The sequence below is a fragment of the Sphingomonas sp. BL-S-25 genome (assembly GCF_055521555.1).
This window is the reverse complement of the sequence record NZ_CM145486.1, coordinates 695,001-715,568: the sequence shown is the minus strand read 5'-3', so window position 1 is coordinate 715,568 and position 20,568 is coordinate 695,001. Positions and strand designations below refer to the sequence as shown.

Annotated in this window: 22 protein-coding genes (1 of these 22 cut by a window edge); 15 read left to right on the top strand and 7 right to left on the bottom strand. The window is 66.5% G+C overall.

Annotation, left to right across the window (positions count from 1 at the left end; genetic code table 11):
* Positions 1 to 4: 4 nt before the first annotated feature.
* On the bottom strand, positions 5 to 1,156 hold the full coding sequence (locus ACZ1H8_RS03540; protein ID WP_465180013.1) for a putative 2OG-Fe(II) oxygenase: 1,152 nt from the start codon (positions 1,154 to 1,156) through the stop codon (positions 5 to 7).
* A 179-nt stretch (positions 1,157 to 1,335) separates the two neighbouring features.
* Between ACZ1H8_RS03540 and ACZ1H8_RS03535 the strand changes: the two genes are divergently transcribed.
* Together ACZ1H8_RS03535 and ACZ1H8_RS03530 are read left to right on the top strand one after the other, a co-directional pair.
* Positions 1,336 to 2,346, top strand: coding sequence for a LacI family DNA-binding transcriptional regulator (locus ACZ1H8_RS03535; RefSeq protein WP_465180012.1), 1,011 nt, complete (start codon positions 1,336 to 1,338; stop codon positions 2,344 to 2,346).
* A gap of 37 nt (positions 2,347 to 2,383) precedes the next feature.
* Positions 2,384 to 2,596, top strand: coding sequence for a hypothetical protein (locus ACZ1H8_RS03530; RefSeq protein ID WP_465180011.1), 213 nt, complete (start codon positions 2,384 to 2,386; stop codon positions 2,594 to 2,596).
* Between the two features lie 12 nt (positions 2,597 to 2,608).
* Here the strand turns inward: ACZ1H8_RS03530 and ACZ1H8_RS03525 are convergent, their stop codons facing one another.
* Entirely contained in the window at positions 2,609 to 3,973 is a 1,365-nt protein-coding gene (locus ACZ1H8_RS03525) for an MFS transporter (RefSeq protein WP_465180010.1), read from the bottom strand.
* A 176-nt stretch (positions 3,974 to 4,149) separates the two neighbouring features.
* On the opposite strand from ACZ1H8_RS03525, the gene pgsA reads away from it, so the two are divergent.
* From pgsA to ACZ1H8_RS03510, 3 genes are read left to right on the top strand one after another with little or no spacing between them, the layout of a single operon-like run.
* Positions 4,150 to 4,704, top strand: a complete 555-nt coding sequence (pgsA, locus tag ACZ1H8_RS03520; RefSeq protein WP_465180009.1) for a CDP-diacylglycerol--glycerol-3-phosphate 3-phosphatidyltransferase — start codon at positions 4,150 to 4,152, stop codon at positions 4,702 to 4,704.
* Positions 4,704 to 4,955, top strand: coding sequence for a molybdopterin converting factor subunit 1 (gene moaD / locus ACZ1H8_RS03515; RefSeq protein ID WP_110149351.1), 252 nt, complete (start codon positions 4,704 to 4,706; stop codon positions 4,953 to 4,955). Before pgsA ends, moaD begins: the two co-directional genes overlap by 1 nt.
* Complete coding sequence (locus ACZ1H8_RS03510) at positions 4,952 to 5,392, top strand: molybdenum cofactor biosynthesis protein MoaE (protein WP_465180008.1); 441 nt, start codon at positions 4,952 to 4,954, stop codon at positions 5,390 to 5,392. Before moaD ends, ACZ1H8_RS03510 begins: the two co-directional genes overlap by 4 nt.
* Here the strand turns inward: ACZ1H8_RS03510 and ACZ1H8_RS03505 are convergent.
* The 5 genes from ACZ1H8_RS03505 to ACZ1H8_RS03485 all read right to left on the bottom strand — a co-directional run bounded on the left by ACZ1H8_RS03505 (position 5,389) and on the right by ACZ1H8_RS03485 (position 10,579).
* On the bottom strand, positions 5,389 to 6,399 hold the full coding sequence (locus tag ACZ1H8_RS03505; protein WP_465180007.1) for a cupin-like domain-containing protein: 1,011 nt from the start codon (positions 6,397 to 6,399) through the stop codon (positions 5,389 to 5,391). The two genes, ACZ1H8_RS03510 and ACZ1H8_RS03505, sit on opposite strands and share 4 nt — an antisense overlap.
* Positions 6,400 to 6,401: 2 nt before the next feature.
* Positions 6,402 to 7,304, bottom strand: a complete 903-nt coding sequence (locus tag ACZ1H8_RS03500) for a hydrogen peroxide-inducible genes activator (protein ID WP_110149354.1) — start codon at positions 7,302 to 7,304, stop codon at positions 6,402 to 6,404.
* Between the two features lie 135 nt (positions 7,305 to 7,439).
* Positions 7,440 to 9,023 carry an alkyl hydroperoxide reductase subunit F gene (gene ahpF / locus ACZ1H8_RS03495; protein WP_465180006.1) on the bottom strand — a complete coding sequence of 528 codons (1,584 nt, stop codon included), beginning with the start codon at positions 9,021 to 9,023 and terminating at the stop codon, positions 7,440 to 7,442.
* A gap of 91 nt (positions 9,024 to 9,114) precedes the next feature.
* Positions 9,115 to 9,678, bottom strand: coding sequence for an alkyl hydroperoxide reductase subunit C (gene ahpC, locus ACZ1H8_RS03490; RefSeq protein ID WP_110149356.1), 564 nt, complete (start codon positions 9,676 to 9,678; stop codon positions 9,115 to 9,117).
* A gap of 205 nt (positions 9,679 to 9,883) precedes the next feature.
* Positions 9,884 to 10,579, bottom strand: coding sequence for a sulfite exporter TauE/SafE family protein (locus tag ACZ1H8_RS03485; RefSeq protein ID WP_465181328.1), 696 nt, complete (start codon positions 10,577 to 10,579; stop codon positions 9,884 to 9,886).
* A 218-nt stretch (positions 10,580 to 10,797) separates the two neighbouring features.
* Between ACZ1H8_RS03485 and epsC the strand changes: the two genes are divergently transcribed.
* The 10 genes from epsC to ACZ1H8_RS03435 all read left to right on the top strand — a co-directional run.
* Positions 10,798 to 11,496, top strand: a complete 699-nt coding sequence (epsC, locus tag ACZ1H8_RS03480) for a serine O-acetyltransferase EpsC (protein ID WP_465180005.1) — start codon at positions 10,798 to 10,800, stop codon at positions 11,494 to 11,496.
* 13 nt (positions 11,497 to 11,509) lie between these two features.
* Positions 11,510 to 11,845: a DUF2794 domain-containing protein gene (locus ACZ1H8_RS03475; protein ID WP_110149358.1), complete on the top strand. Its 336-nt coding sequence runs from the start codon at positions 11,510 to 11,512 to the stop codon at positions 11,843 to 11,845.
* A gap of 40 nt (positions 11,846 to 11,885) precedes the next feature.
* Positions 11,886 to 12,371 carry a GAF domain-containing protein gene (locus tag ACZ1H8_RS03470; protein WP_465181327.1) on the top strand — a complete coding sequence of 162 codons (486 nt, stop codon included), beginning with the start codon at positions 11,886 to 11,888 and terminating at the stop codon, positions 12,369 to 12,371.
* A 48-nt stretch (positions 12,372 to 12,419) separates the two neighbouring features.
* Entirely contained in the window at positions 12,420 to 13,670 is a 1,251-nt protein-coding gene (gene hisS, locus ACZ1H8_RS03465) for a histidine--tRNA ligase (RefSeq protein ID WP_465180004.1), read from the top strand.
* On the top strand, positions 13,667 to 14,740 hold the full coding sequence (gene prfA / locus ACZ1H8_RS03460; protein ID WP_110149360.1) for a peptide chain release factor 1: 1,074 nt from the start codon (positions 13,667 to 13,669) through the stop codon (positions 14,738 to 14,740). The genes hisS and prfA overlap by 4 nt, the downstream gene beginning before the upstream one ends.
* A 446-nt stretch (positions 14,741 to 15,186) precedes the next feature.
* The gene (gene prmC, locus ACZ1H8_RS03455) at positions 15,187 to 16,008 is read left to right on the top strand and encodes a peptide chain release factor N(5)-glutamine methyltransferase (protein WP_465180003.1); all 822 of its coding nucleotides are present in this window, start codon (positions 15,187 to 15,189) and stop codon (positions 16,006 to 16,008) included.
* Positions 16,009 to 16,264: 256 nt separating this feature from the next.
* Positions 16,265 to 17,077, top strand: a complete 813-nt coding sequence (locus ACZ1H8_RS03450) for a DUF4167 domain-containing protein (protein WP_465181326.1) — start codon at positions 16,265 to 16,267, stop codon at positions 17,075 to 17,077.
* 153 nt (positions 17,078 to 17,230) lie between these two features.
* The gene (locus ACZ1H8_RS03445) at positions 17,231 to 18,634 is read left to right on the top strand and encodes a DUF4139 domain-containing protein (RefSeq protein ID WP_465180002.1); all 1,404 of its coding nucleotides are present in this window, start codon (positions 17,231 to 17,233) and stop codon (positions 18,632 to 18,634) included.
* Positions 18,635 to 18,645: 11 nt separating this feature from the next.
* Complete coding sequence (locus ACZ1H8_RS03440; RefSeq protein WP_465180001.1) at positions 18,646 to 20,160, top strand: DUF4139 domain-containing protein; 1,515 nt, start codon at positions 18,646 to 18,648, stop codon at positions 20,158 to 20,160.
* Positions 20,161 to 20,234: 74 nt separating this feature from the next.
* On the top strand, positions 20,235 to 20,568 hold the 5' portion of the coding sequence (locus ACZ1H8_RS03435) for a CBS domain-containing protein (protein ID WP_465180000.1). It continues 95 nt past the right edge of the window; the window shows 334 of its 429 coding nt (coding positions 1–334); it begins with the start codon at positions 20,235 to 20,237; its stop codon lies off the right edge, out of view.

Genomic DNA, 20,568 nt, shown 5'->3' with positions numbered 1-20,568 from the left:
TAGTTCACGCAAGCGGGTCGAGATCCGCCACGACCGCGATCCGAGGCTCATCCGAGCCGGTTGCGACAACGTCGTGAAAGATATGTGCCGGGAAGATGGTGAGCCAGCCCGGCATCGCGGACAGGTGCCGCGCGCCCCAGCTTGCCCGGTGGCCGGGCGCAATCTCGTCGCAGACGCCCATCGCCAGTGCGCCAGCGTTTGCCGACTGGGTCGATAGGTCCGGGACCAAGACATGATAGACGCTGGTCAGGCAGGCCTTGGCATGGAGGTGCTGGCCGTTGCGCCCCCGACGCCGCAACACGACGGTGCCACAGCCGATCCGGGCATGGTTGGGCGCCTCGGGCAGGCCTAGGGCGGGATGACGGTCGGCGTGACGGCGCAACTCGGTGCGGATGAAGACGCGCAGCGCGTCGAGCGCGGGACTGTGCCGGATGCGCATTGCATAGTTCGCGTCGACATCGGTCTGACGGGCATGAGCTGGCCGGTCGCGCAGGATGTCGTTGGCCAAAGCCGCGTTGAACGCCTCGATCCCGCCAAACTCGGCCGGCGGTTCGAACGCGACCCGGGTTGTCATCGCGTCGAGATCGACCAGCCGATTTGCCGCTTCCCCGCGGCCGAGCATGCTGAGCGCCAGCGCGCGGTAGCCACGGATCGCGGCATTGTCCTGCAGGTGGGGCGGGCGGGTCTCGCAATAGCGCAGCAGTGCCGCAGCTTCTTGGTCCCCCGCCCAGGATTCGAGCAGCGCCCTCAGCGCGGCAAAGCCCGGATCATCGATCGCGACCGCGCGCGCCAACGCCTCGCGGGCGTCGCCACTGCGCTTGAGCCGCTGAAGGGCCCGCCCGCGCACCAGATGCCAGCGCCCGTCGTCGGGTGCCGTCCATCGGCGATCGCACAGGTCGAGTGCGGCCTCTGCGCCATACGCGCGGAGCGTGGCGGTCGCCAGCATCGGCCAGCCGGCAAAGCCGTGCGGGTCCAGCGATCGAGCGGCTTCCGCGCCTGCGATCGCTTCTTCGAACTGTCCGAGATCGAACAGGGTCTGCGCCAGGGCGAGGCGAAGTCGAGCGTCCTGTGGTGCCGCATCGCATGCCTGACGCAGCAATGCCTCGCGTCGCGCGGCCGGCGGCGTCGCATCGGCTATGCTGTCGATCCAGGCCAAGTCATTGTCCTTGCTGACGGAACCGCGAGATTGTGCCCGGCAGGGACCCCGCGGACAAGCGCCGACGGAAGCGGACCTGACACCGTTGGACTGCACGGGGTTGCGCGGGTGCCGCGGCCGCGTCCATATACCGATCGAAACATCCGCGGAACAGTCACCGTTTCGCGCCAGGAGAGACGATGAGCGGCCGTCCCACGATCAAGGAAGTATCGAAGATCGCCGGCGTCTCTTTCAAGACGGTCAGCCGGGTGCTGAACAATGAGAAACATGTCAGCGAGGCAACACGGCGCAAGGTCGAGGAAGCGGTCGCCACGCTCAACTTTCGGCCTAGCCATGCTGCGCGCACGCTTGCGGGGCGAAAATCGTTCCAGGTCGCGTTACTCTATGACAATCCCAGCCCTTATTATGTCTATCACATCCAGGCGGGCGCGCAGGAGCGCTGCGTCGAGCTGGGCTATCGGTTGCTGCACCAGCCATGTGACAGTGAGGCGGAGGATTTGACCTCGGGGGTCACCGCGCTGATCGACGAGGCTCATCTCGACGGAGTGATCATCTCTCCGCCGGTCAGCGATGCGATGCCGTTGATCGAGGAGCTGGAGCGCCGCAAGATTCCGTTCGTGCGGATCGCACCGGGCATCGCCCGCGGATCGACCCTGTCGGTCGCGATCGACGACGTGGCGGCGGGGCGCGAGTTGACCGAATATCTGATCGGCCTCGGCCACCGCGCGATCGCATTCGTGAAGGGCCCGCCGAACCATATCTCGTCGGAAGAGCGGCATCAGGGCTATCGCGACGCATTGGAGGCGCACGGCGTTGCCTATGACCCCGAGCTGGTGGTGCAGGGGGACTATAGCTTTGCCTCCGGGCGCAAGGCTGCTGAGTCGTTGCTGTCGCGTGAGCATCCGCCGACAGCGATCTTCGCAGGGAATGACGACATGGCGGCGGGTGCGATCGCGGTGGCGCATGAGCGCGACATTGCCGTTCCCGAAGCGCTGTCGATCGCCGGGTTCGACGACACCGACCTGGCGCGCGCGGTCTGGCCGCCGCTGACCACCGTCCATCAGCCGGTCCGTGACCTAGCCTGGTCGGCAGCGAACCTGTTGCTCGACAGGGACGGCAAGCATCGCCAGCTGACCCTCGATCATGTGCTCAAGAAGCGCGCCTCTACCGGACCCGCGCCAAAGAGCTGATCTGTCGAAGCGCCGCGGATAAAAAGCGGCGTTAACCGTGTTTCCGTTGGTCGAAATCGTAAACGGCGCGTTAACTCACGCCATGCAGCAGGTGCAGCTTCAGGAGTCGGCGACACGCGGCCATCCGATCCGCCGCAGGCTTCGGCACGCCCGGCTGATGGAGCGCAAGCGGCACGAGGACAGCGACGCCCGGCTGTTCCTGATCAGCTTCGCCGCATTCTTCATCTGTTTCGCGACCTTCCTCCTCTGAAAGGCCGCCCGCTCAGGCGCCCTCTTCGCCGGGCAGATGCTCCTCGCCATGGGGAATATTCTCCGCCCGGTAGAGCCGCCATCCGGCAAAGGCCGAGGCGAAGCACAGGACCAGGACGACCAGGATCGCGTTACTGACGCTCACCCCCGCCTTGGTCACGCCGACGATCCCGACCGACCCTGCGACCATGAAGGCCGAGTTGACGATGTTGTTGGCGGCAACCGTCCGCGACGTCTGCGACTTGTCGACGGTGGTGGTCAGGAAGGCGTAGAGCGGCACCACGAACATGCCGCCGGTGATCGCGATCATCGCCAGGTCGAACAGGACGCGCCATGCGCCGGGGACCTTCAGCAACTCCATCGTCTTGAGCAGGTCCCCTTCGCCCAGCGCGGCGATCGGCGGCAAGCCGTTTGCCGTCAGGTGGGTCTGGAGCGGCCCGCCCGGCGCGCCCCAGCCGCTGGCGTTCCAGTAGAAGTCGAACACGAACACCGACATGGCGAGCACCGAGACCGGCGAATAGCGCGCAGAGACATTGCCTTTGAGCAGCCGGTTGATGATCACCGAGCCGATCGCGATCCCGACCGAGAAGATGCCGAGGAACACGCTGGCCACATCCTTCTGAGCGTGGAACACATTCTTCACCAGCGGCGGGAACAGCACCGCGAGCACCGCCGCGATCGTCCAGAACACGCTGATCGCCATGATCGCCAGGAACAGGCGGCGGATGTGCATCGTCGCCGAGATCAGGCGATAGGAGGCGCGGAAGATGTTGTAATCGATCTTCAGTTTGATCAGCGGCGGCGCCGGGGGAATGTTGAGCGAGGCCAGCCAGCCGATCATCGCCACGCCGACCACCGCGAAGGCCGCGATATGCGGGTCCAGCAGGCCGCCGGCGATCGTGCCGCACAGGATCGCGATATAAGTGCCTGCCTCGACCAGGCCGGTGCCGCCCAACACCTCGTGCGACTGCATGTGCTGCGGGATGATCGCGTATTTGATCGGCCCGAAAAAGGTCGAGTGCACGCCCATCCCAACCAGCGCGACCAGCATCAGCGGCAGGCTGGACAGGAAGATGCCAGCGGCGCCCACTAGCATGATCATCACTTCTGCCGCCTTGATGATGCGCATGATCCGCGCCTTGTCGAAACTGTCGGCCAGCTGGCCGGCCAGTGCCGAGAACAGGAAGAAGGGCAGGATGAAGATGCCGGTTGCGATCGCGCTGAACTGGGTCTCCTGCTCGACGCTGCGAAAGATTTCGTAGGTCGCGAAGAACACCATCGCATTCTTGAAGAGATTGTCGTTGAACGCGCCCAGGAACTGGGTGACGAACAAGGGCAGGAACCGCCGCTCTTTGAGCAGGCCGACCGAGGTGATCATGCGGGAGTCGTGCCCCTAGGCAATGGCAAGGAGGGCAGGGCATAGCCGAGGCGGGCAAGCGGCATCAATGCGGTAAATCCCGGCCGGTCCGCGGCGCCGGACAATGGCAGCGGCGCGGAACAAACATCGCTGCCGCAACGCTTTCGTACCGCACACGAAAAGACTAGATGCAGTCCATGCTCACTCTGCCCAATATCCTCACGCTGTCGCGGATCGTTACGGTACCGTTGCTCGCCGCCTTTCTATGGTGGCCTGCGTGGGAGGCTGGCTATGCGATCGCATTCGCCATCTACTGCCTGATGGGCATCACTGATTATTTCGACGGCTATCTCGCCCGCGCGCAGGGCACGGTATCGAAGCTGGGCGTGTTCCTTGATCCCATAGCCGACAAGATCATGGTCGCCGCGGTCATCCTGCTGCTGTGCGCCAAGGGCGTGATTCCTGACCTTCATGTCATCGCTGCGCTGGTTATCCTGGTGCGCGAAATCGCGGTCTCTGGCCTGCGCGAGTTTCTGGGCGGCATTCAGGTCTCGGTGCCGGTGTCGAAGCTCGCCAAGTGGAAGACCACGATCCAGCTGTGCGCGCTCGGCTTCCTGATCTTCGCGCCCGCCATGCCCGGCTGGACCTGGGTCCATCCGGCGGGGCTCGCGCTGCTGTGGGCGGCGGCGGTGCTGACGGTCATTACCGGCTGGGACTATCTGCGCTTCGGCCTCAAGCACATGGATACGTGATGGAGCTGCTCTATTTCGCCTGGGTGCGCGAGCGGATCGGCACGGGGCAGGAAAGCGTCGACCCACCCGAGGCGGTGCGCAACGTCGCCGACCTGATCGACTGGCTGGCGACCCGCAGTGCTGGGCATGCCGAGGCGTTCGCCGAGCCCGCCCGGCTGCGCGCGGCGGTCGATCAACGCTTCGTTCCGCTCGATGCCGAACTGGGCAATGCGCGCGAGGTGGCGATCTTCCCGCCGGTGACGGGCGGATGATCCGCGTCTCGGTCCAGCCGGCGCCGATCGACCTGTCGACCGAGATTGCCGGGGCGGAGGCGAAGGGGGCGGGCGGCATCGCCAGCTTCACCGGGTCGGTCCGCGCCGATGACGGCGTGACCGAACTGGTCCTCGAACATTATCCCGGCATGACCGAGGCTGCGCTGATCGGGATGGCGGAACAGGCCTTCACCCGCTGGAACCTGCTGGCGGTGACGATCGTCCACCGGGTCGGGGCGATGGTGCCGGGCGACCATATCGTCTTCATCGCGACGGCGGCGGCGCATCGGCGCGAGGCGCTGGACAGCTGCGCCTATCTGATCGACCGGCTCAAGACCGACGCCCCTTTCTGGAAGCGCGAGACGCGCGGCGAGGCCGCCAGCTGGGTTGAGCCGCGCGCGGCAGACACCGATGCGGCGGAGCGCTGGACCGGCTAGCGCGCCAGCGAGTCGGCCAGTCGGGCGCGAAACGCCTTGGCTTGCTGCGGGTCGAGCCGGCCGAGCAGTCCTTGCGCCTCGCTCGGGAGGTGCGCCATCGGGTCGCCATCGGCGCGGAACACGAACCGCTCGAACATGCCCCGCCACGCGGCACGCTCGGCCTCGGGCAGGTCGCGCAGCGCGAGCAGGCCGAGCATGAACGCATCGACCGGCGATGCCGCGGTCTCCGCCTCGTTCCACCAGTAATTGACCAGCAGGTTGATCGCGTCGAGCGACCGGACGTGGTGCCACCACATATAGGGGATGTAGAGCGCATCCCCCGGCGCCAGTTCGGCGAGCTGGGCATGCGCCATCGCCTCGGCAAAGGCGGGGAAGCGGTCGAGGTCGGGCTGGTCGAAATCGACCAGGCTGATCGGCGCGCCCGCCGGCGTCGATTCATAGGGGCCGATATAGAGGTTGCCGACCTGATCGGGCGGGAACAGCGTGAAGCGGCGGCGACCTGCGACGTTGCAGGCGATGTTGCTCGCCGTATCATAGTGGCAGGCGACGACGACGCGGTTGCCGATCCACAGCCGCGGCTCGACCGCTTCGTCGAGCAGGTCGAGACGGTTTGCCTCGGCAAAGCCGGGCAGCAGCGCGCGGATCGGCAGCGCCTGTGCCGCCAGCGTCGGCGGGGCGGGTTCGGCGGCGGCCTGTTCCAGCCGGTCGAGCAGCGCGGCGAGTGTCGCGCGGCGCTGCTGGAAGTTCATGACGCCATAGTGCGAACCGTAGAAGAAACGCCCTAGATCGCCTGGCGCGCCGATGAGGACGTCACAGGGGACATCGAGGTCGAACCCGCGCAGATACCTTGCAAGTGCAAGTGAATCCCGCGCCGAATCAACCGCCGGCCAGTGTGAAGCCGCACCGCGCAGGATCGCCGGCTGTCCGAGGGGGATGATCTCGTCGCGCAGCCTCGCCGCGTCGACCTTGGTCCATTCGCGTACCCGCGCAGGTTCGGGCAGCACCATGGTCAGGCGGTGACCGCAAGCACGTCGGCAAGCAGGCGGAAATCCTTTTCGCGCGGGCTCGCCTTGCGCCAGACCAGGGCAATGGTGCGCGAGGCATTGGCGGCGTCGAGCGGGCGGGCCTCGACCTCGGTATGGTCGAGAATGCCGGCGTCGATCGCCATCTGGGGCAGCATGGTGACGCCCAGGCCGTTGTCGACCATCTGCACCATCGTGTGGAGCGACGTGCCGAGCATCGTCGCCTCGGCGCGCAGTTCGGGGCGGTTGCACGCGGCGAGCGCATGGTCCTTCAGGCAATGCCCGTCCTCGAGCATCAGCAGCCGGGTCGCGTCGATGTCCTCGGGCCGGATCTGCGGCGGGGCGGGTGCGATCTCGCCCTGCGGGAAGGCGACGAACAGCGCATCGTCGAACAGCGGCGCCGCTTCCACATCGCCACAGGCATAGGGAAGTGCCAGCAGCACGCAGTCAGTGCGGCCATGATTGAGCGATTCGCACGCCTGGCCGCTGGTCTCCTCGCGCAGGAAGAGCTTGAGATCGGGATAGTCGCGGCGCAGCCGGGGCAGGATCCGCGGGAGGAGGAAGGGCGCGATCGTCGGGATCACGCTCATCCGCATCTCGCCCGACAGCGGGCGGCCGGCGGCGCGCGCCAGGTCGCCCAGTTCGTCGGCCTCGCGCAGCACGCGGCGGGCCTTCTCGACAATCCGCTCGCCCAGCGGCGTGAAGCGGACGACACGCCGGGTGCGCTCGACCAGCACGACGCCGATCAGCGTCTCCAGCTCGCGAATGCCCGCGGACAGGGTCGACTGGGTGACGAAGCAGGCTTCGGCGGCGCGACCGAAATGACCCGAATCGTGGAGCGCCACGAGATACTGGAGCTGCTTGAGCGTCGGGAGATAGGTCTGCGCCACTGATCGTTCCTGTCGATGGAATGGCGCCAATATAGTGACGAAGGCGATGACGTCACCCCGGCCTGACGGGGTAGGCCGCGCTCCCCCGATCGGACCGAGCCCGGTGAGGCTCGATCCGATCGGGGTGGCAGGGGGTCAGGCAGCCGCCTCGACCAGTTCCTCGGTCGGGAGGCGGATCAGATAGTCGAAGGCGGAGAGCGCCGCGGTCGAGCCGGCACCCATCGCGATCACGATCTGCTTGTACGGCACGGTCGTCGCGTCGCCGGCAGCGAAGATGCCGGGCTGCGAGGTTTCGCCGCGCGCATCGATCTCGATCTCACCGCGCGGGGTGAGGGCGATCGCGTCCTTGAGCCATTCGGTGTTGGGCACCAGGCCGATCTGGACGAAGATGCCCTCGAGCGCGACCTCGTGGAGCTGGCCCGAATTGCGATCCTTGTAGGTCAGCCCGATCACCTTCTCGCCATCGCCGCGCACCTCGGTGGTCAGCGCCGAGGTGATGATCTTGACGTTGGGCAGGCTGGCCAGCTTGCGCTGAAGCACCGCGTCGGCGCGCAGATCGGCATCATACTCGATCAGCGTGACATGCGCGACCAGTCCGGCGAGATCGATCGCCGCCTCGACGCCCGAATTGCCGCCGCCGATGACCGCCACGCGCTTGCCTTTGAACAGCGGGCCGTCGCAGTGCGGGCAATAGGCGACGCCCTTGTTGCGATACTGGTCCTCGCCGGGCACGCCCATCTGGCGCCAGCGTGCGCCGGTCGACAGGATGATCGTCTTCGCCTTCAGACTGGCGCCGTTGGCCAGCTTCACCTCGTGCAGCCCGCCGGGGACGCGGGCCGGGATCAGCTTGTCGGCGCGCTGCAGGTTCATGATGTCGACGCCATTTTCATTGACGTGACTTTCCAGCTGCGCGGCGAGCTTGGGGCCTTCGGTATAGGGAACAGAGATGAAATTCTCGATCCCCATCGTGTCGAGCACCTGGCCGCCGAACCGCTCGGCGGCGACGCCGACCCGGATGCCCTTGCGCGCGGCATAGATGGCCGAGGCCGCACCGGCGGGACCGCCGCCGACGACGAGCACGTCGAACGGGTCCTTGCCGGCGATCTTCGCGGCTGCCTTGGCCTCCGCACCGCTGTCGATCTTCGCGACGATCTGCTCGAGCTCCATCCGGCCCGAGGCGAAGGGCTCGCCGTTCAGGTAGACGGTGGGCACCGCCATCACCTTGCGCGCCTCGACCTCGTCCTTGAACAGGGCGCCGTCGATCGCGGTGTGGGTAATGCCCGGGTTGAGCACCGCCATCAGGTTCAGCGCCTGCACCACGTCGGGGCAGTTCTGGCACGACAGAGAGAAATAGGTCTCGAACGCATAGTCGCCCTGGATCCCGCGGATCTGGTCGAGCAGGTCCTGCGCCGCCTTGGACGGGTGGCCGCCGACCTGGAGCAGGGCGAGCACGAGCGAGGTGAATTCATGGCCCATCGGTAGGCCGGCGAAGCGCACGCCGATGTCGGTGCCGACGCGGCGGATCATGAAGCTGGGCTTGCGCGCGTCATCATCGGCGCGGACGACCGCGACCTTCTCGCTGAGCGCGGCGATTTCGTTCAGCAGCGTCTCCATCTCGCGCGACTTGGCATCGTCGCCCAACGAGGCGACGAGCTCGATCGGCTCGCGGATGTTCACGAGATAGGCCTTGAGCTGCTGCGTCAGATTTGCGTCGAGCACGGGGGACACTCCTGGAATTCGGATACAAAACGGCCCGGGGCGGAGGGAAATCCACCCCGGGCCGCATGGTTACCCAAGGGGGCTGGGTAGGTTAGATCTTGCCGACGAGGTCGAGCGACGGGGCCAGGGTCTCTTCACCCTCTTCCCACTTGGCCGGGCAGACTTCGCCTGGGTGCGCTGCAACATACTGGGCCGCCTTGATCTTGCGGAGCAGTTCCTGCGCATTGCGGCCGACGCCTTCCGAGGTGATCTCGACGATCTGGATCACGCCCTCGGGATCGACGACGAAGGTGCCGCGATCGGCCAGGCCCTGGCCCTCACGCAGGACGTCGAAGTTCGTCGCCAGCGTGTGGTTCTGGTCGCCCAGCATGTAATAGTTGATCTTGCCGATCGCCGGCGAGGTGTCGTGCCATGCCTTGTGGCTGAAATGCGTGTCGGTCGAGACCGAATACACCTCGACGCCCATGTTCTGCAGGGTCGGGTAGATGTCGGCGAGATCCTCGAGCTCCGTCGGGCAGACGAAGGTGAAGTCGGCTGGATAGAAGAAGAAAACCGCCCACTTGCCCTTCGTGTCCGCGTCGGTGACCTGGACGAACTTGCCTTCCTTGAAGGCGGTCGCGGTGAACGGCTTGATGGTGCTTCCGATGAGAGCCATGCGGGAATTTCTCCGGTCTGGGTTGGTGTTGCACCGCATATAGGACTTTGTGCCGCAATGCGGAAATTGGACGTTCCATATAGATTGATCGAGTGAAGCGATCAATGGCCGGGATTTGATCGATCGACTGAATTCGGGCACGCCGTAACGCGAAAACACCGCCCTGCCGGTGGGCAGGACGGTGCTGAAAGTCTTTTCGCCAGATTCAGGCGAGAACGCGGTAGAGGCCGTACAGGCTGGTTGCGGTCAGGACGATGCCGACGAGCAGCATCAGCAGCTTGGGCTCGATACGCTTGGCGAGGATCGCGCCGAACGGCGCCGCAATCAGGCCGCCTGCCAGCAGACCGACCGTCGCGGTGGTGAACGCTTCCCAGCCGAGATGGGTAATAAAGGTGGCCGAGATCGTCGAGGTGACGAAGAACTCCGCCGTGTTGACCGTGCCGATCGTGGTGCGGGGGCTGGCCCCCTGGACCAGCAGGTTGCTGGTCACGACCGGCCCCCAGCCGCCCCCTCCGGCTGCATCGAGAAATCCGCCGGCAAGCCCGAGCGGTTCGACGATCTTGGGCGAGCGTTCCTTGGGCGGATAGTGCATGCTGCGCCACAGCAGATACAGGCCGATCGCGATCAGATAGGAGAGGATGAACGGCTTCGCGACGTTTCCGTCGATGTTCGACAGGACATAGGCGCCGAGCGCGCCCCCGATCATCCCCGGGATCGCGATCCGGAGGAACAATTTCCAGTTTACGTTGCGGTGGATGGCGTGGCTGACGCCGGACGCGGCGGTCGTGAACGTCTCGACCATGTGCACGCTGGCAGAGGCCGCCGCCGGCGGCACCCCAAGGCTGAGCAGCAGGGTGTTGGAGATGACGCCGAAAGCCATGCCCAGCGCGCCGTCAACCATCTGCGCGCAGAAGCCGACCAGAATGAAAAGCGGAAGCGCCGATAGGTCCAGTCCGTCCAAATCACATCCCTTTTTCGCTCGGGGCCGGACGACGGAAATGCCGGTCGTCGCTTATTCCCACAAGATACATCGTGTTTAGAGCGGACAAGCATCGGTGAGGCGTTCTGGAATTTCGTCCGTTTCGCTATTATGTGGACGCCCATAAAGGGGACCCGGCCATGTTCCGTCGTCTGGTGACATATCTCGATTCCATCAAGGCGCGCGATCCCGCGCCGCGGTCCCGTGCGGAAATCCTGCTCTATCCAGGGGTCTGGGCGCTCGGCTATCATCGCATCGCCCATGCGCTTTTCCGCAACCGGCTGTTCTTCCTGGCCCGCGTCGTAAATCACTGGTCGCGGTTCACGACCGCGATCGACATCCATCCCGGCGCGACGATCGGCGAGAATTTCTTCATCGATCACGGCTTCGTCGTCATCGGCGAGACCGCGACGATCGGCGACAATGTCACCATCTATCAGTGCGTGACGCTGGGCGGGACGAGCCCCGACAATGGCGTGGCGGGCAAGCGCCACCCGACGATCCAGGACGGCGTGATCATCGGATCGGGCGCGCAGGTGCTGGGCCCGATCACCGTCGCGCCGCGCGCGCGGATCGGCGCCAATGCCGTGGTGACCAAGGATGTGCCCGAAGGTGCGGTGATGGTCGGCATCCCGGCCAAGGCGACGCTGGTCGAGGCCGAGAAGTGGCAGAAGGATTTCGTGCCCTATGGCACCCCGTGCAGCGAGATGTTCGATCCGGCGACGCAGAAGCTGGAGATCATGCGGTGCGAGCTGGAGGCGATGCGCAAGCGGCTGGACGAGGTTCTGGAAGAGCGCCAGTCGGCGACCGGCACCCGGAGCAAGCGCGATTCGGCGTGAGGCGATCCGCTAGATGGGAACGGTAACCCCGCTCCCGATCGGTCGTCCGGGTCAGGTCGGCTTCGATCGGCTGGAACTGACGCGCATCCTCGACCTCTATGGCCGGATGGTCGCGGCGGGCCATTGGCGCGACTATGCGATCCAGTTCGACGACGATGCGGCGGTCTTCGCCGCCTTTCGCCGGGCCGCCGAGCGCCCCGAATTCCGGATCGAGAAGCGTCCGGCGCTGCGCAACCGCCAGGGCATGTGGGCGCTGGTCGGCGAACATGGCGCGGTACTGAAGCGCGGGCACGAACTGGGGCCGGTGCTGGCGCCCGTCGAGCGCAGGCTGATGAAACTGGTCGACTGACCCCCTCCCGTTTCGCGAGGCGCGTCGCTACATGGGCGGCATGTACGACTTCGCCATCGCCGCCGACTCCAAGTCCGACCTCTATCGCGAGCTTGCCGCCGCACTCGATTCGCTGACCGCGGACGAGAGCGATCCGATCGCCAACATGGCGAATGTGTCGGCGCTGATCTGGCAATATCTGCCCGACCTGAACTGGGCAGGCTTCTATCGCAATATCGGCGACGAGCTGGTGCTCGGCCCGTTCCAGGGCAAGGCGGCGTGCATCCGCATCCCGTTCGATCGCGGCGTGTGCGGCGCGGCGGCGGCGACGCGTGAGACCCAGCTGGTCGATGACGTCCATGCCTTTCCCGGCCATATCGCCTGCGACGCGGCGAGCCGGTCGGAGCTGGTGGTACCGATCGTCCATCAGGGCATTCTGATCGGTGTGCTGGATCTCGACAGCCCGCTGCCTTCGCGGTTCGACGCCGGCGATGCGGCGGGATGCGAGGCGCTGATGAAGATCCTGGCGCCGCGGCTGGTCGGATGAAGACGAATCTGGCGCTTCGCCTCGCTCTCCACTAAGAGCGCGCGCCTAATGGCACGCATCGAAACGCCCAACCGCATCCGCGGCACCCAGGACATCTTCGGAGACGAGCAGCGCCGCTTCGCGACGGTGCTCGACCGGTTCGACCATGTCCGCAAACTCTATTGCTTCCAGCGGGTCGAGATCCCGATCTTCGAGGCGACCAACGTCTTCGCCCGATCGATGGGCGAGACGTCGGACGTGGTGTCGAAGGAGATGTACAGCTTCGAGGATCGCGGCGGCGATTCGATCACGCTGCGTCCCGAATTCACCGCCGGGATCGCCCGCGCCTATATCACCGAGGGCTGGCAGCAGCATGCGCCGTTGAAGCTGGTCACCTCGGGTCCGGTGTTCCGCTACGAGCGCCCGCAAAAGGGCCGCTATCGCCAGTTTCACCAGATCGACGCCGAGATTTTGGGCGCGCCCGAGCCGGCCGCCGATGTCGAGCTGCTGGTGCTGGCCGACCAGCTGCTGCGCGACCTGGGCATTTCGGACGGCGTCACGCTGCAGCTCAACACGCTGGGCGATGCCGAGACGCGCGATGCGTGGCGCACCGCGCTGGTTGCGCATTTCGAGGCGCACCGCGATGCGCTGTCCGAGGACAGCCTGACGCGGCTGGAGAAGAACCCGCTGCGCATCCTCGACAGCAAGGATCCGCGCGACCGGCCGATCGCCGACAGCGCGCCCGATATCGACGCATTCCTGACGGATGAGGCTGCTGCCTTCTTCAAGGCGGTGACCGACGGGCTGGATGCGGCGGGTGTTGCCTGGACGCGCAACTCGCGGCTGGTGCGCGGGCTGGATTATTATCGCCACACCGCATTCGAGTTCGTCACCGACCGGCTGGGCGCGCAAGGCACCGTGCTGGCGGGTGGCCGCTATGACGGGCTGATCGGATCGCTGGGCGGACTCGAGACGCCGGGCGTGGGCTGGGCGGCGGGCGTCGAGCGGCTGGCGATGCTGCTCGACGAGCCGGCGGCGGCCGCGATCGACGCGGTGCTGGTGCCGATGGGCGAGGCGGCTGCCCTGCGCGCGCAGGGCCTGGTCGCCGAGCTTCGCCGTGCAGGCGTGGCAGCCGACATGGCGTTTCGCGGCAACATGAAGAAGCGGATGCAGAAGGCCGATGCGCTGGGTGCGCGCTTCGCCATCATCCTGGGCGACGACGAGCTGGCCAAGGGCGAGGCGGCGGTGAAGCAGCTGGGCTCGGGCGTGCAGAAAGCGGTGCCCTTCGCCGAGCTGGCGGTTGCACTGAAGGCGTCATGACCCGGATTCCGGCGGACCGCATCGCCGCGATCGAGGCGCGGCGCGACGAGTTGCAGGCATTGATGGCGACCGGCGACCTGAGCGGCGAGCGCTTCGTCCAGGTATCGAAGGAATTCGCCGAGCTGGAGCCGGTGGCGCAGGCCGCGGGCGAGGTCCGGCGCCTGCGTGCCGAAGTCGAATCGCTCGAGCAGATGACGCAGGACGCCGACGAGGAACTGCGCGCGATGGCGGCGGACGAGCTTCACGCCAATGGCGAAGCGCTGGTGGGGGCGGAGCGAAAGCTGGCGCTGGCGCTGCTGCCGCGCGACGCAGCCGACGAGCGCGCGGCGATGCTCGAGATCCGCGCCGGCGTGGGCGGCGACGAGGCCGCGCTGTTCGCGGGCGACCTGATGCGCATGTACCAGCGCTACGCCGATCGACGCGGCTGGCGCACCGAACTGATCTCGGCGAGCGATTCGGAGGCCGGCGGTTTCAAGGAAGTCGTGCTGAGCGTGACCGGCCAGGGCGTGTTCGCCCGGCTGAAGTTCGAAAGCGGCGTCCACCGCGTCCAGCGCGTGCCGGCGACCGAGGCGGGCGGGCGCATCCACACCTCCGCCGCGACGGTCGCGGTGCTGCCCGAGGCCGAGGAAGTCGATGTGAAGATCGACGACAAGGATCTGCGCATCGATATCTATCGATCGTCAGGCCCCGGCGGCCAGTCGGTCAACACCACCGATTCGGCGGTGCGCATCGTCCATATCCCCTCGGGCCTGGTCGTGATCCAGCAGGACGAGAAGTCGCAGCACAAGAACAAGGCCAAGGCGCTGAAGGTGTTGCGCACCCGGCTGTACGAGCTGGAGCGCGAGCGGCTGCACGCCGAGCGTGCCGGTGCGCGATCGTCGATGGTGGGATCGGGCGACCGGTCCGAGCGGATCCGCACCTATAATTTCCCGCAGGGGCGGGTGACCGACCACCGCATCAACCTGACGCTGCACCGCCTGCCCGAAATCCTGGAAGGCGAGATGGACGACCTGATCGGCGCGCTGATCGCGCAGGACGAGGCGGACCGGCTGGCGCAGCTGGATGGGTGAGGGCGTGGCGGGGTGTGGCCGCTGCGAGTGGCGCGAAGGCCCGGCAGCGTTCCGCATCGTGGGCGCCGGGTGATGTTACCAGACGCATCGTCACCCCGGTCGAAGTGCCGGGGTCTACCCATCCTCCATCCCGGACTGCAGGCGCGCGCGTCGCTTGCCCGGAGGATGGATTCGACCGTTTCGCCCGACCGCCGGTCCGGGATGAGCCTGCCGGTGGACCCCGGCACTTCGGCCGGGGTGACGGTTGGGGGTGCGCGGCGTGCTCATCCTAATAGGGATGTGCCCTTTTCCTCCCCAGGATGCTGCGCATCCGGGGGAGGGGGACCAGCCGGAGGCTGGTGGAGGGGGTCCACCACGTCTGTTGCAGCCCCCTCCACCACGATGCTGCGCATCGCGGTCCCCCTCCCCCGGAGCCGCAGGCTCCTGGAGAGGAGAGGGCGTTTCGCGTGACTGTACGTTCCGCGATCGCCGAGGCGGCGCATGCCTTCGAAGATGTCAGCCCTACCGCGCGGCTCGATGCCGAATTGCTGATGGCGCATGCGTTGGGGGTCAGCCGGGAGGCGATGATTCTCGGGCGGTTGGGCGATCCGGTGCCCGATGGGTTTGCGGCGCTGGTCGAGCGGCGTTTGCGGCATGAGCCGGTTGCCTATCTGACGGGCAGGCGCGCCTTCTGGACGATCGAGCTTTTGGTCGGTCCCGGCGTGCTGGTGCCGCGGGCGGACAGCGAAACGCTGATCGAGGTGTCGGTCGCGCATTTCGGCGACCGGGCGCCGCGGCGGATTCTCGATCTGGGGACCGGACCGGGCACGTTGTTGCTGGCGGCGCTCGATCAATGGCCGGGCGCGACGGGGCTGGGCGTCGACGCATCGGAGGCGGCGCTGGACTATGCGCAGCGCAATGCCGAGGCGCTGGGCATGGCAGCGCGAACCGAGCTTCGCGCCGGCAACTGGAGCGAGGGGATCGACGAGCGATTCGACCTGATCCTGACCAACCCGCCCTATATCGGAACGCGGGAGGCGTTGCCGGCCGAGGTGCGCGAGCATGAGCCGGCCGAGGCGCTGTTCGCGGGCAGCGACGGGCTGGACGACTATCGCCGCATCGTGCCCGAGCTGCCGCGGCTGCTGGCGCCCGGCGGAATCGTGGTGATCGAGATCGGATCGACCCAGGCCGAGGCCGTCGCGGCGATGGTGGCTCAGACCGGTCTTCGTGCGAGCGTGGCGCGCGATCTCGCCGGTCTTCCGCGGGTCGTCTCCGCAGTTGAAATCTGATGCCGCGAGCCCATATTTAGGCTTGGAACTTGTTGCTGCGCCCGCTAAGACGAGCACGGGGTAGGGCACTTTCAACCAATCCGCTGCAAGGCAGGTCGTTGAACAGCGCGACTCCAATCCAAGTCATGTGTGCCGCCCCGTCCGGCGGCCATGGCAGCCGGAGGACTCCGCTGGAGCCCGCCGCGAACGGTAACACGCATCCGGGACCTTGATGGATCGACGGACAGCCTTGTAAAGACAGGACAAACAGACCTTGATGAACAATCGTCAGGCGAACAACGGGCGCCGTCGCGGCCGTGGCGGTCAGCAGCGCCAGGGTGGCAACCCGAACCAGGGCAATGGCAGTCGTATCGATAACCGCGCCCGCGGTAATGCCGCCCAGCTGCTCGAGAAATACAAGAATCTTGCCCGCGACGCGCAGTTGCAGGGCGATCGGGTCAATACCGAATATTATCTCCAGTTCGCCGATCACTATTTCCGCGTGGTGAACGAGAATCGCGCACGGCTCGACGACGGCAATCAGCAGCGTCGCCAGCGCGAGGATTCGGACGAGGACGATGATTTCGAGTTCGAGGCCGAGGGCCAGCGCGACGATCAGCCGCGCGGCGACGAAGGCGGCAACCGAGAAGAGCGCGCTCCGCGCCAGGACCGTGGCAACCGTGACGATCGTGGCAATCGCGAAGAGCGCAGCGCCCGTGAGGATCGCGGCAACCGCGACGACCGCGGTTCTCGCGAGGACCGTGGCGAGCGCCGTGAGCGTCGCCCGCGCGTGAATGGCGGCGGCTATCCGGTCGAGGCTGGCGACGTCGGCAGCGACATCGTCCAGCCAGTCGAAACGCCTGTGGTTGCCGAAGCGCAGCCGGTCGCGGAAGAGGCGCCGCGTCCGCGTCGTCGCACCACCCGCCGCGACCGCGATGTCGAAGCGCAGGGCGAGAGCGGCATCGATGCCGCAATCCTGCCGCCGGCGCTGGGCGTAACGGTCGAGGCCGAACCGGCTGCGGACGTTGCGACCGAGGAAAAGCCGAAGCGCCGCCGCACCCGTCGCGATGCGGAGGCCCCGGCCGCCTGAGCGATCCGGTTTCGGAAGCGAGATTGCCGCCATCCTCACCCCGGTGAGGGTGGCGGTTTTCGTTTCAGGGCCGCGCGCATGTGGATGCAAAAGCGCTGGCCCCGCCGGGCCAAGCTGCTACCAACGACCTCAAGACGCACTGGGAGGGATCATATGCGCTGGCTGGCTCTTGGTTTTGTTGCGCTGCCCGCTCTGGCGCAGGCGCAGACCGCGGTTCCCGCACCCGACCAGAGCGCGCAGGGCGATGTCGCGGTCACCATCTACAATAACGACCTGGCACTGGTTCAGGACAAGCGCACGCTGACCCTGCCGGCGCAGCGCACGCGACAGGAATTTCCCGACGTGTCGGCGTCGATCCGGCCCGAGACGGTGACGCTGAGCGGCGGCGGGCTGACGATCGTCGAGCAGAATTTCGACTTCGACCTGCTGACTCCGCAAAAGCTGATGGAGAAGGCGGTCGGCCGCACCATCACGCTGGTGCGCACCAATGCCGAGACCAAGGCCGAAACGCGCGAGGAAGCGCGGGTGCTGGCCAACAATAACGGCACCGTCGTCCAGATCGGCAACCGCATCGAGGTGCTCGACCCGAGCAGCACTCGGGTGATCTTCCCGACGCTGCCGCCCAATCTGCGCGCGCGCCCGACCCTGTCGGTGACGGTCGACAGCGCGACCGCCGGGGCGCGGCCGGTGACGCTCAACTATCTGTCGCGCGGGTTCGGCTGGAAGGCCGATTATGTCGCTCTGTTCGACGAAAGTGCGGGCAAGATCGATGTCCAGGGCTGGATCACGCTGAACAACACCAGCGGCACGACCTTCAACAATGCCCGCACATTGCTGGTCGCGGGGGCGGTGGGCGAGGACGGCAATGGACAGCGTCAGGTCTATGGCCGGCCCAACCGGACGATCCCGGGCAACCGGCCGGGGACGCAGACCGCCAATCGCGAGCAGCTGGGCGACTTCTATGTCTATCCGCTGGCCGAACGGACGACGATCGCCAATGCCCAGCAGAAGCAGGTGAGCTTCCTGGACGTGACGGGCACGCCCGCGGCGCGCGCCTATTTCTATCGCAATCAATGGCTGGGCACGGTCGAGGAACCGGCGAGTGCCGATACGGTGCTGCGCTTCTCGTCCGCGCGCGAAAGTGGACTGGGGGACGCGCTGCCCGCCGGGACGGTACGCGTCTATATGCGCGATGCGCGCGGCCAGCCGCAGTTCATCGGCGAGAGCGCGATCGGCCACACGCCGATGGGGTCGAGCCTGGCGCTGAAGACCGGCGAGGCGTTCGACGTGAAGGTGCGCCCGGTGGTCGAGAAGCGCGAGCGGCTGAGCGCGACGCGCTGGCGCACGACGATGCGCTATACGCTGACCAATGCGCGATCGACGCCGGTGACCGTCGAACTCGCCCAGGCGGGGCTCGACCTGTTGTGGGACGAGTCGCGGATCGAAAGCGAGAGCCAGAAGAGCGAGCGGACCTCGTCCGACGAGGTTATGTGGAAGGTCGAGGTGCCCGCCAATGGCGAGGCGAGCGTCACCGCCACCTTCCTCATGCGCTATTGATCGGTCGATCGGTGCGGCGGATCCGCGCCTTGGGGCTTGCCGTCGCCGCGCTGGTCGCGGCGCTGCCTGCGTTTGCCCAGCCGGTAACCTCGCCGGCGCCCGATTCGGTTGCGGTCACCATCTATCGCGCACCCAACGCCTCGGCCGATCGCAAGCTTCAGCTGAGCTGGCTGCAGGGCTATGCGCTGATTACCGAGAAGCGGACGATCACGATTCCGCGCGGGCGCGCGACGATCCGGTTCGAGGGAGTCGCGGAAGGCATCCTGCCCGAAAGCGCGATCGTCGCCGATCTGCCGAGCGGGGTGCGCGAGAAGAATCTCGACGCCGATCTGCTGAGCCCGCGCAGCCTGTACGAGCGCAGCCTGGGCCGACCTGTCACGATCCGGCGGCGGTCGGAGGATGGCAACCAGGTCGAGGAGCCGGCGATCATCCGGTCGGGCGCCGACAGCGCTTCGATCCTGGAGACGCGCGAGGGATTCGTTGCAGTCAATTGCGGACCGACGCGCGATACGATCGTCTATCCCTCAGTCCCGGCGGGGTTGTCGGCCAAGCCGACGCTGTCGATCGAGACCGAATCCACTGAGGAACGACAGGTCACCGTGACCCTGTCCTATCTCGCCTGGGGCTTCGACTGGCAGGCCAATTATGTCGCGACGATGCGGCCAGACGGGAAGCTCGACCTGTTCGCCTGGGTGACTTTGGCCAACACGGACGTGACCAGTTTCGTCGATGCCGAGACGATGGTGGTTGCCGGCCGTCTCAATCGGGAGAGTGAGCGGCCCGATGAGCGGTCGGTCAAAGGGTCGTTGAGCTTTCGCTGCTTTCCGACTTTTGTGAGGGAAAGGGCGCCGGAGACTTTTGCCGTCCCTGCGCCGCCCGCACCGCCCGCGCCAATGGCGATGGAGCGCCTAACGGCTGACGACATCACTGTCGTCGCCGGAGTGAGCATCGCACGGCAGGAGGAACTGGGCGACCTCAAGCTGTATCGCATCCCCGACCGCACCACCGTTGCCTCGCAAAGCCTGAAGCAGGTCGCGATGCTCGATCGCAAGGCGGTGCCGGTGGAGGCTTTCTATCGCGCCCATGTCTATGACGGGGCGCAGGTTCGCCGCGTATTGCGCCTGCAGAACCGGAAGGAGCAGGGGCTAGGGCTGCCATTGCCGCAGGGCGGCGTCGCCGTCTTCGCGCCGCGCGGCGAGGATCGCGTCCTGATCGGCGAGGGGAGCGTGGCGGACAAGGCGGTGAACGAGGAGGTCGAGATCGAACTCGACCAGGCGCCGCAGATCAAGCTTGAGGTCGAGGAGACCGATTCGGGCGATCGCTGGGAGGACAAGCTCGTCACCGTAACTAACGCCAATCCCTATCCGATCCGGTTCGAGGGGAATGTGACACTCGATGACGGATACAAGCGCCAGCGGACTTCGGCGAGATTGCAACGGAAGAATGGGCGCGACCTCTGGATCGTCGAGGTTCCGGCCAATGGTAGCGCGACATTGCGCTATCGCGAGGTCGAGCCGCGCGAATGAGCTGAGGCAGGTCTTTGCAATTGCGCGCGTTTCGTGGGACCTTGCCTCGCCTAACTGACAAAGGAGTTCGGTCGATGACGATCGCGGCAATCCTGAGCGGGAAGGGCAGTGATGTGGTCTCGATCGCGGGCGATCGGACCGTGGCCGAGGCGGTGGCGCTGCTGGCCGAAAGGCGCATCGGCGCGGTGCCGGTGATGGACGGCGATGCGGTCGCCGGCATTTTTTCCGAGCGCGACGTGATCCATAGCCTCGAGCAGCACGGCGCGGCTGCGCTGGACCGGCCCGTGTCGCAGGTGATGACGGCGCCGGCGATCACCGTGACGCGCGACGAATCGATCCTGGCGGCGCTGGCGCTGATGACGCGGCGGCGGATCCGGCATCTCCCCGTGGTGGAGCGGGGCGAGTGCG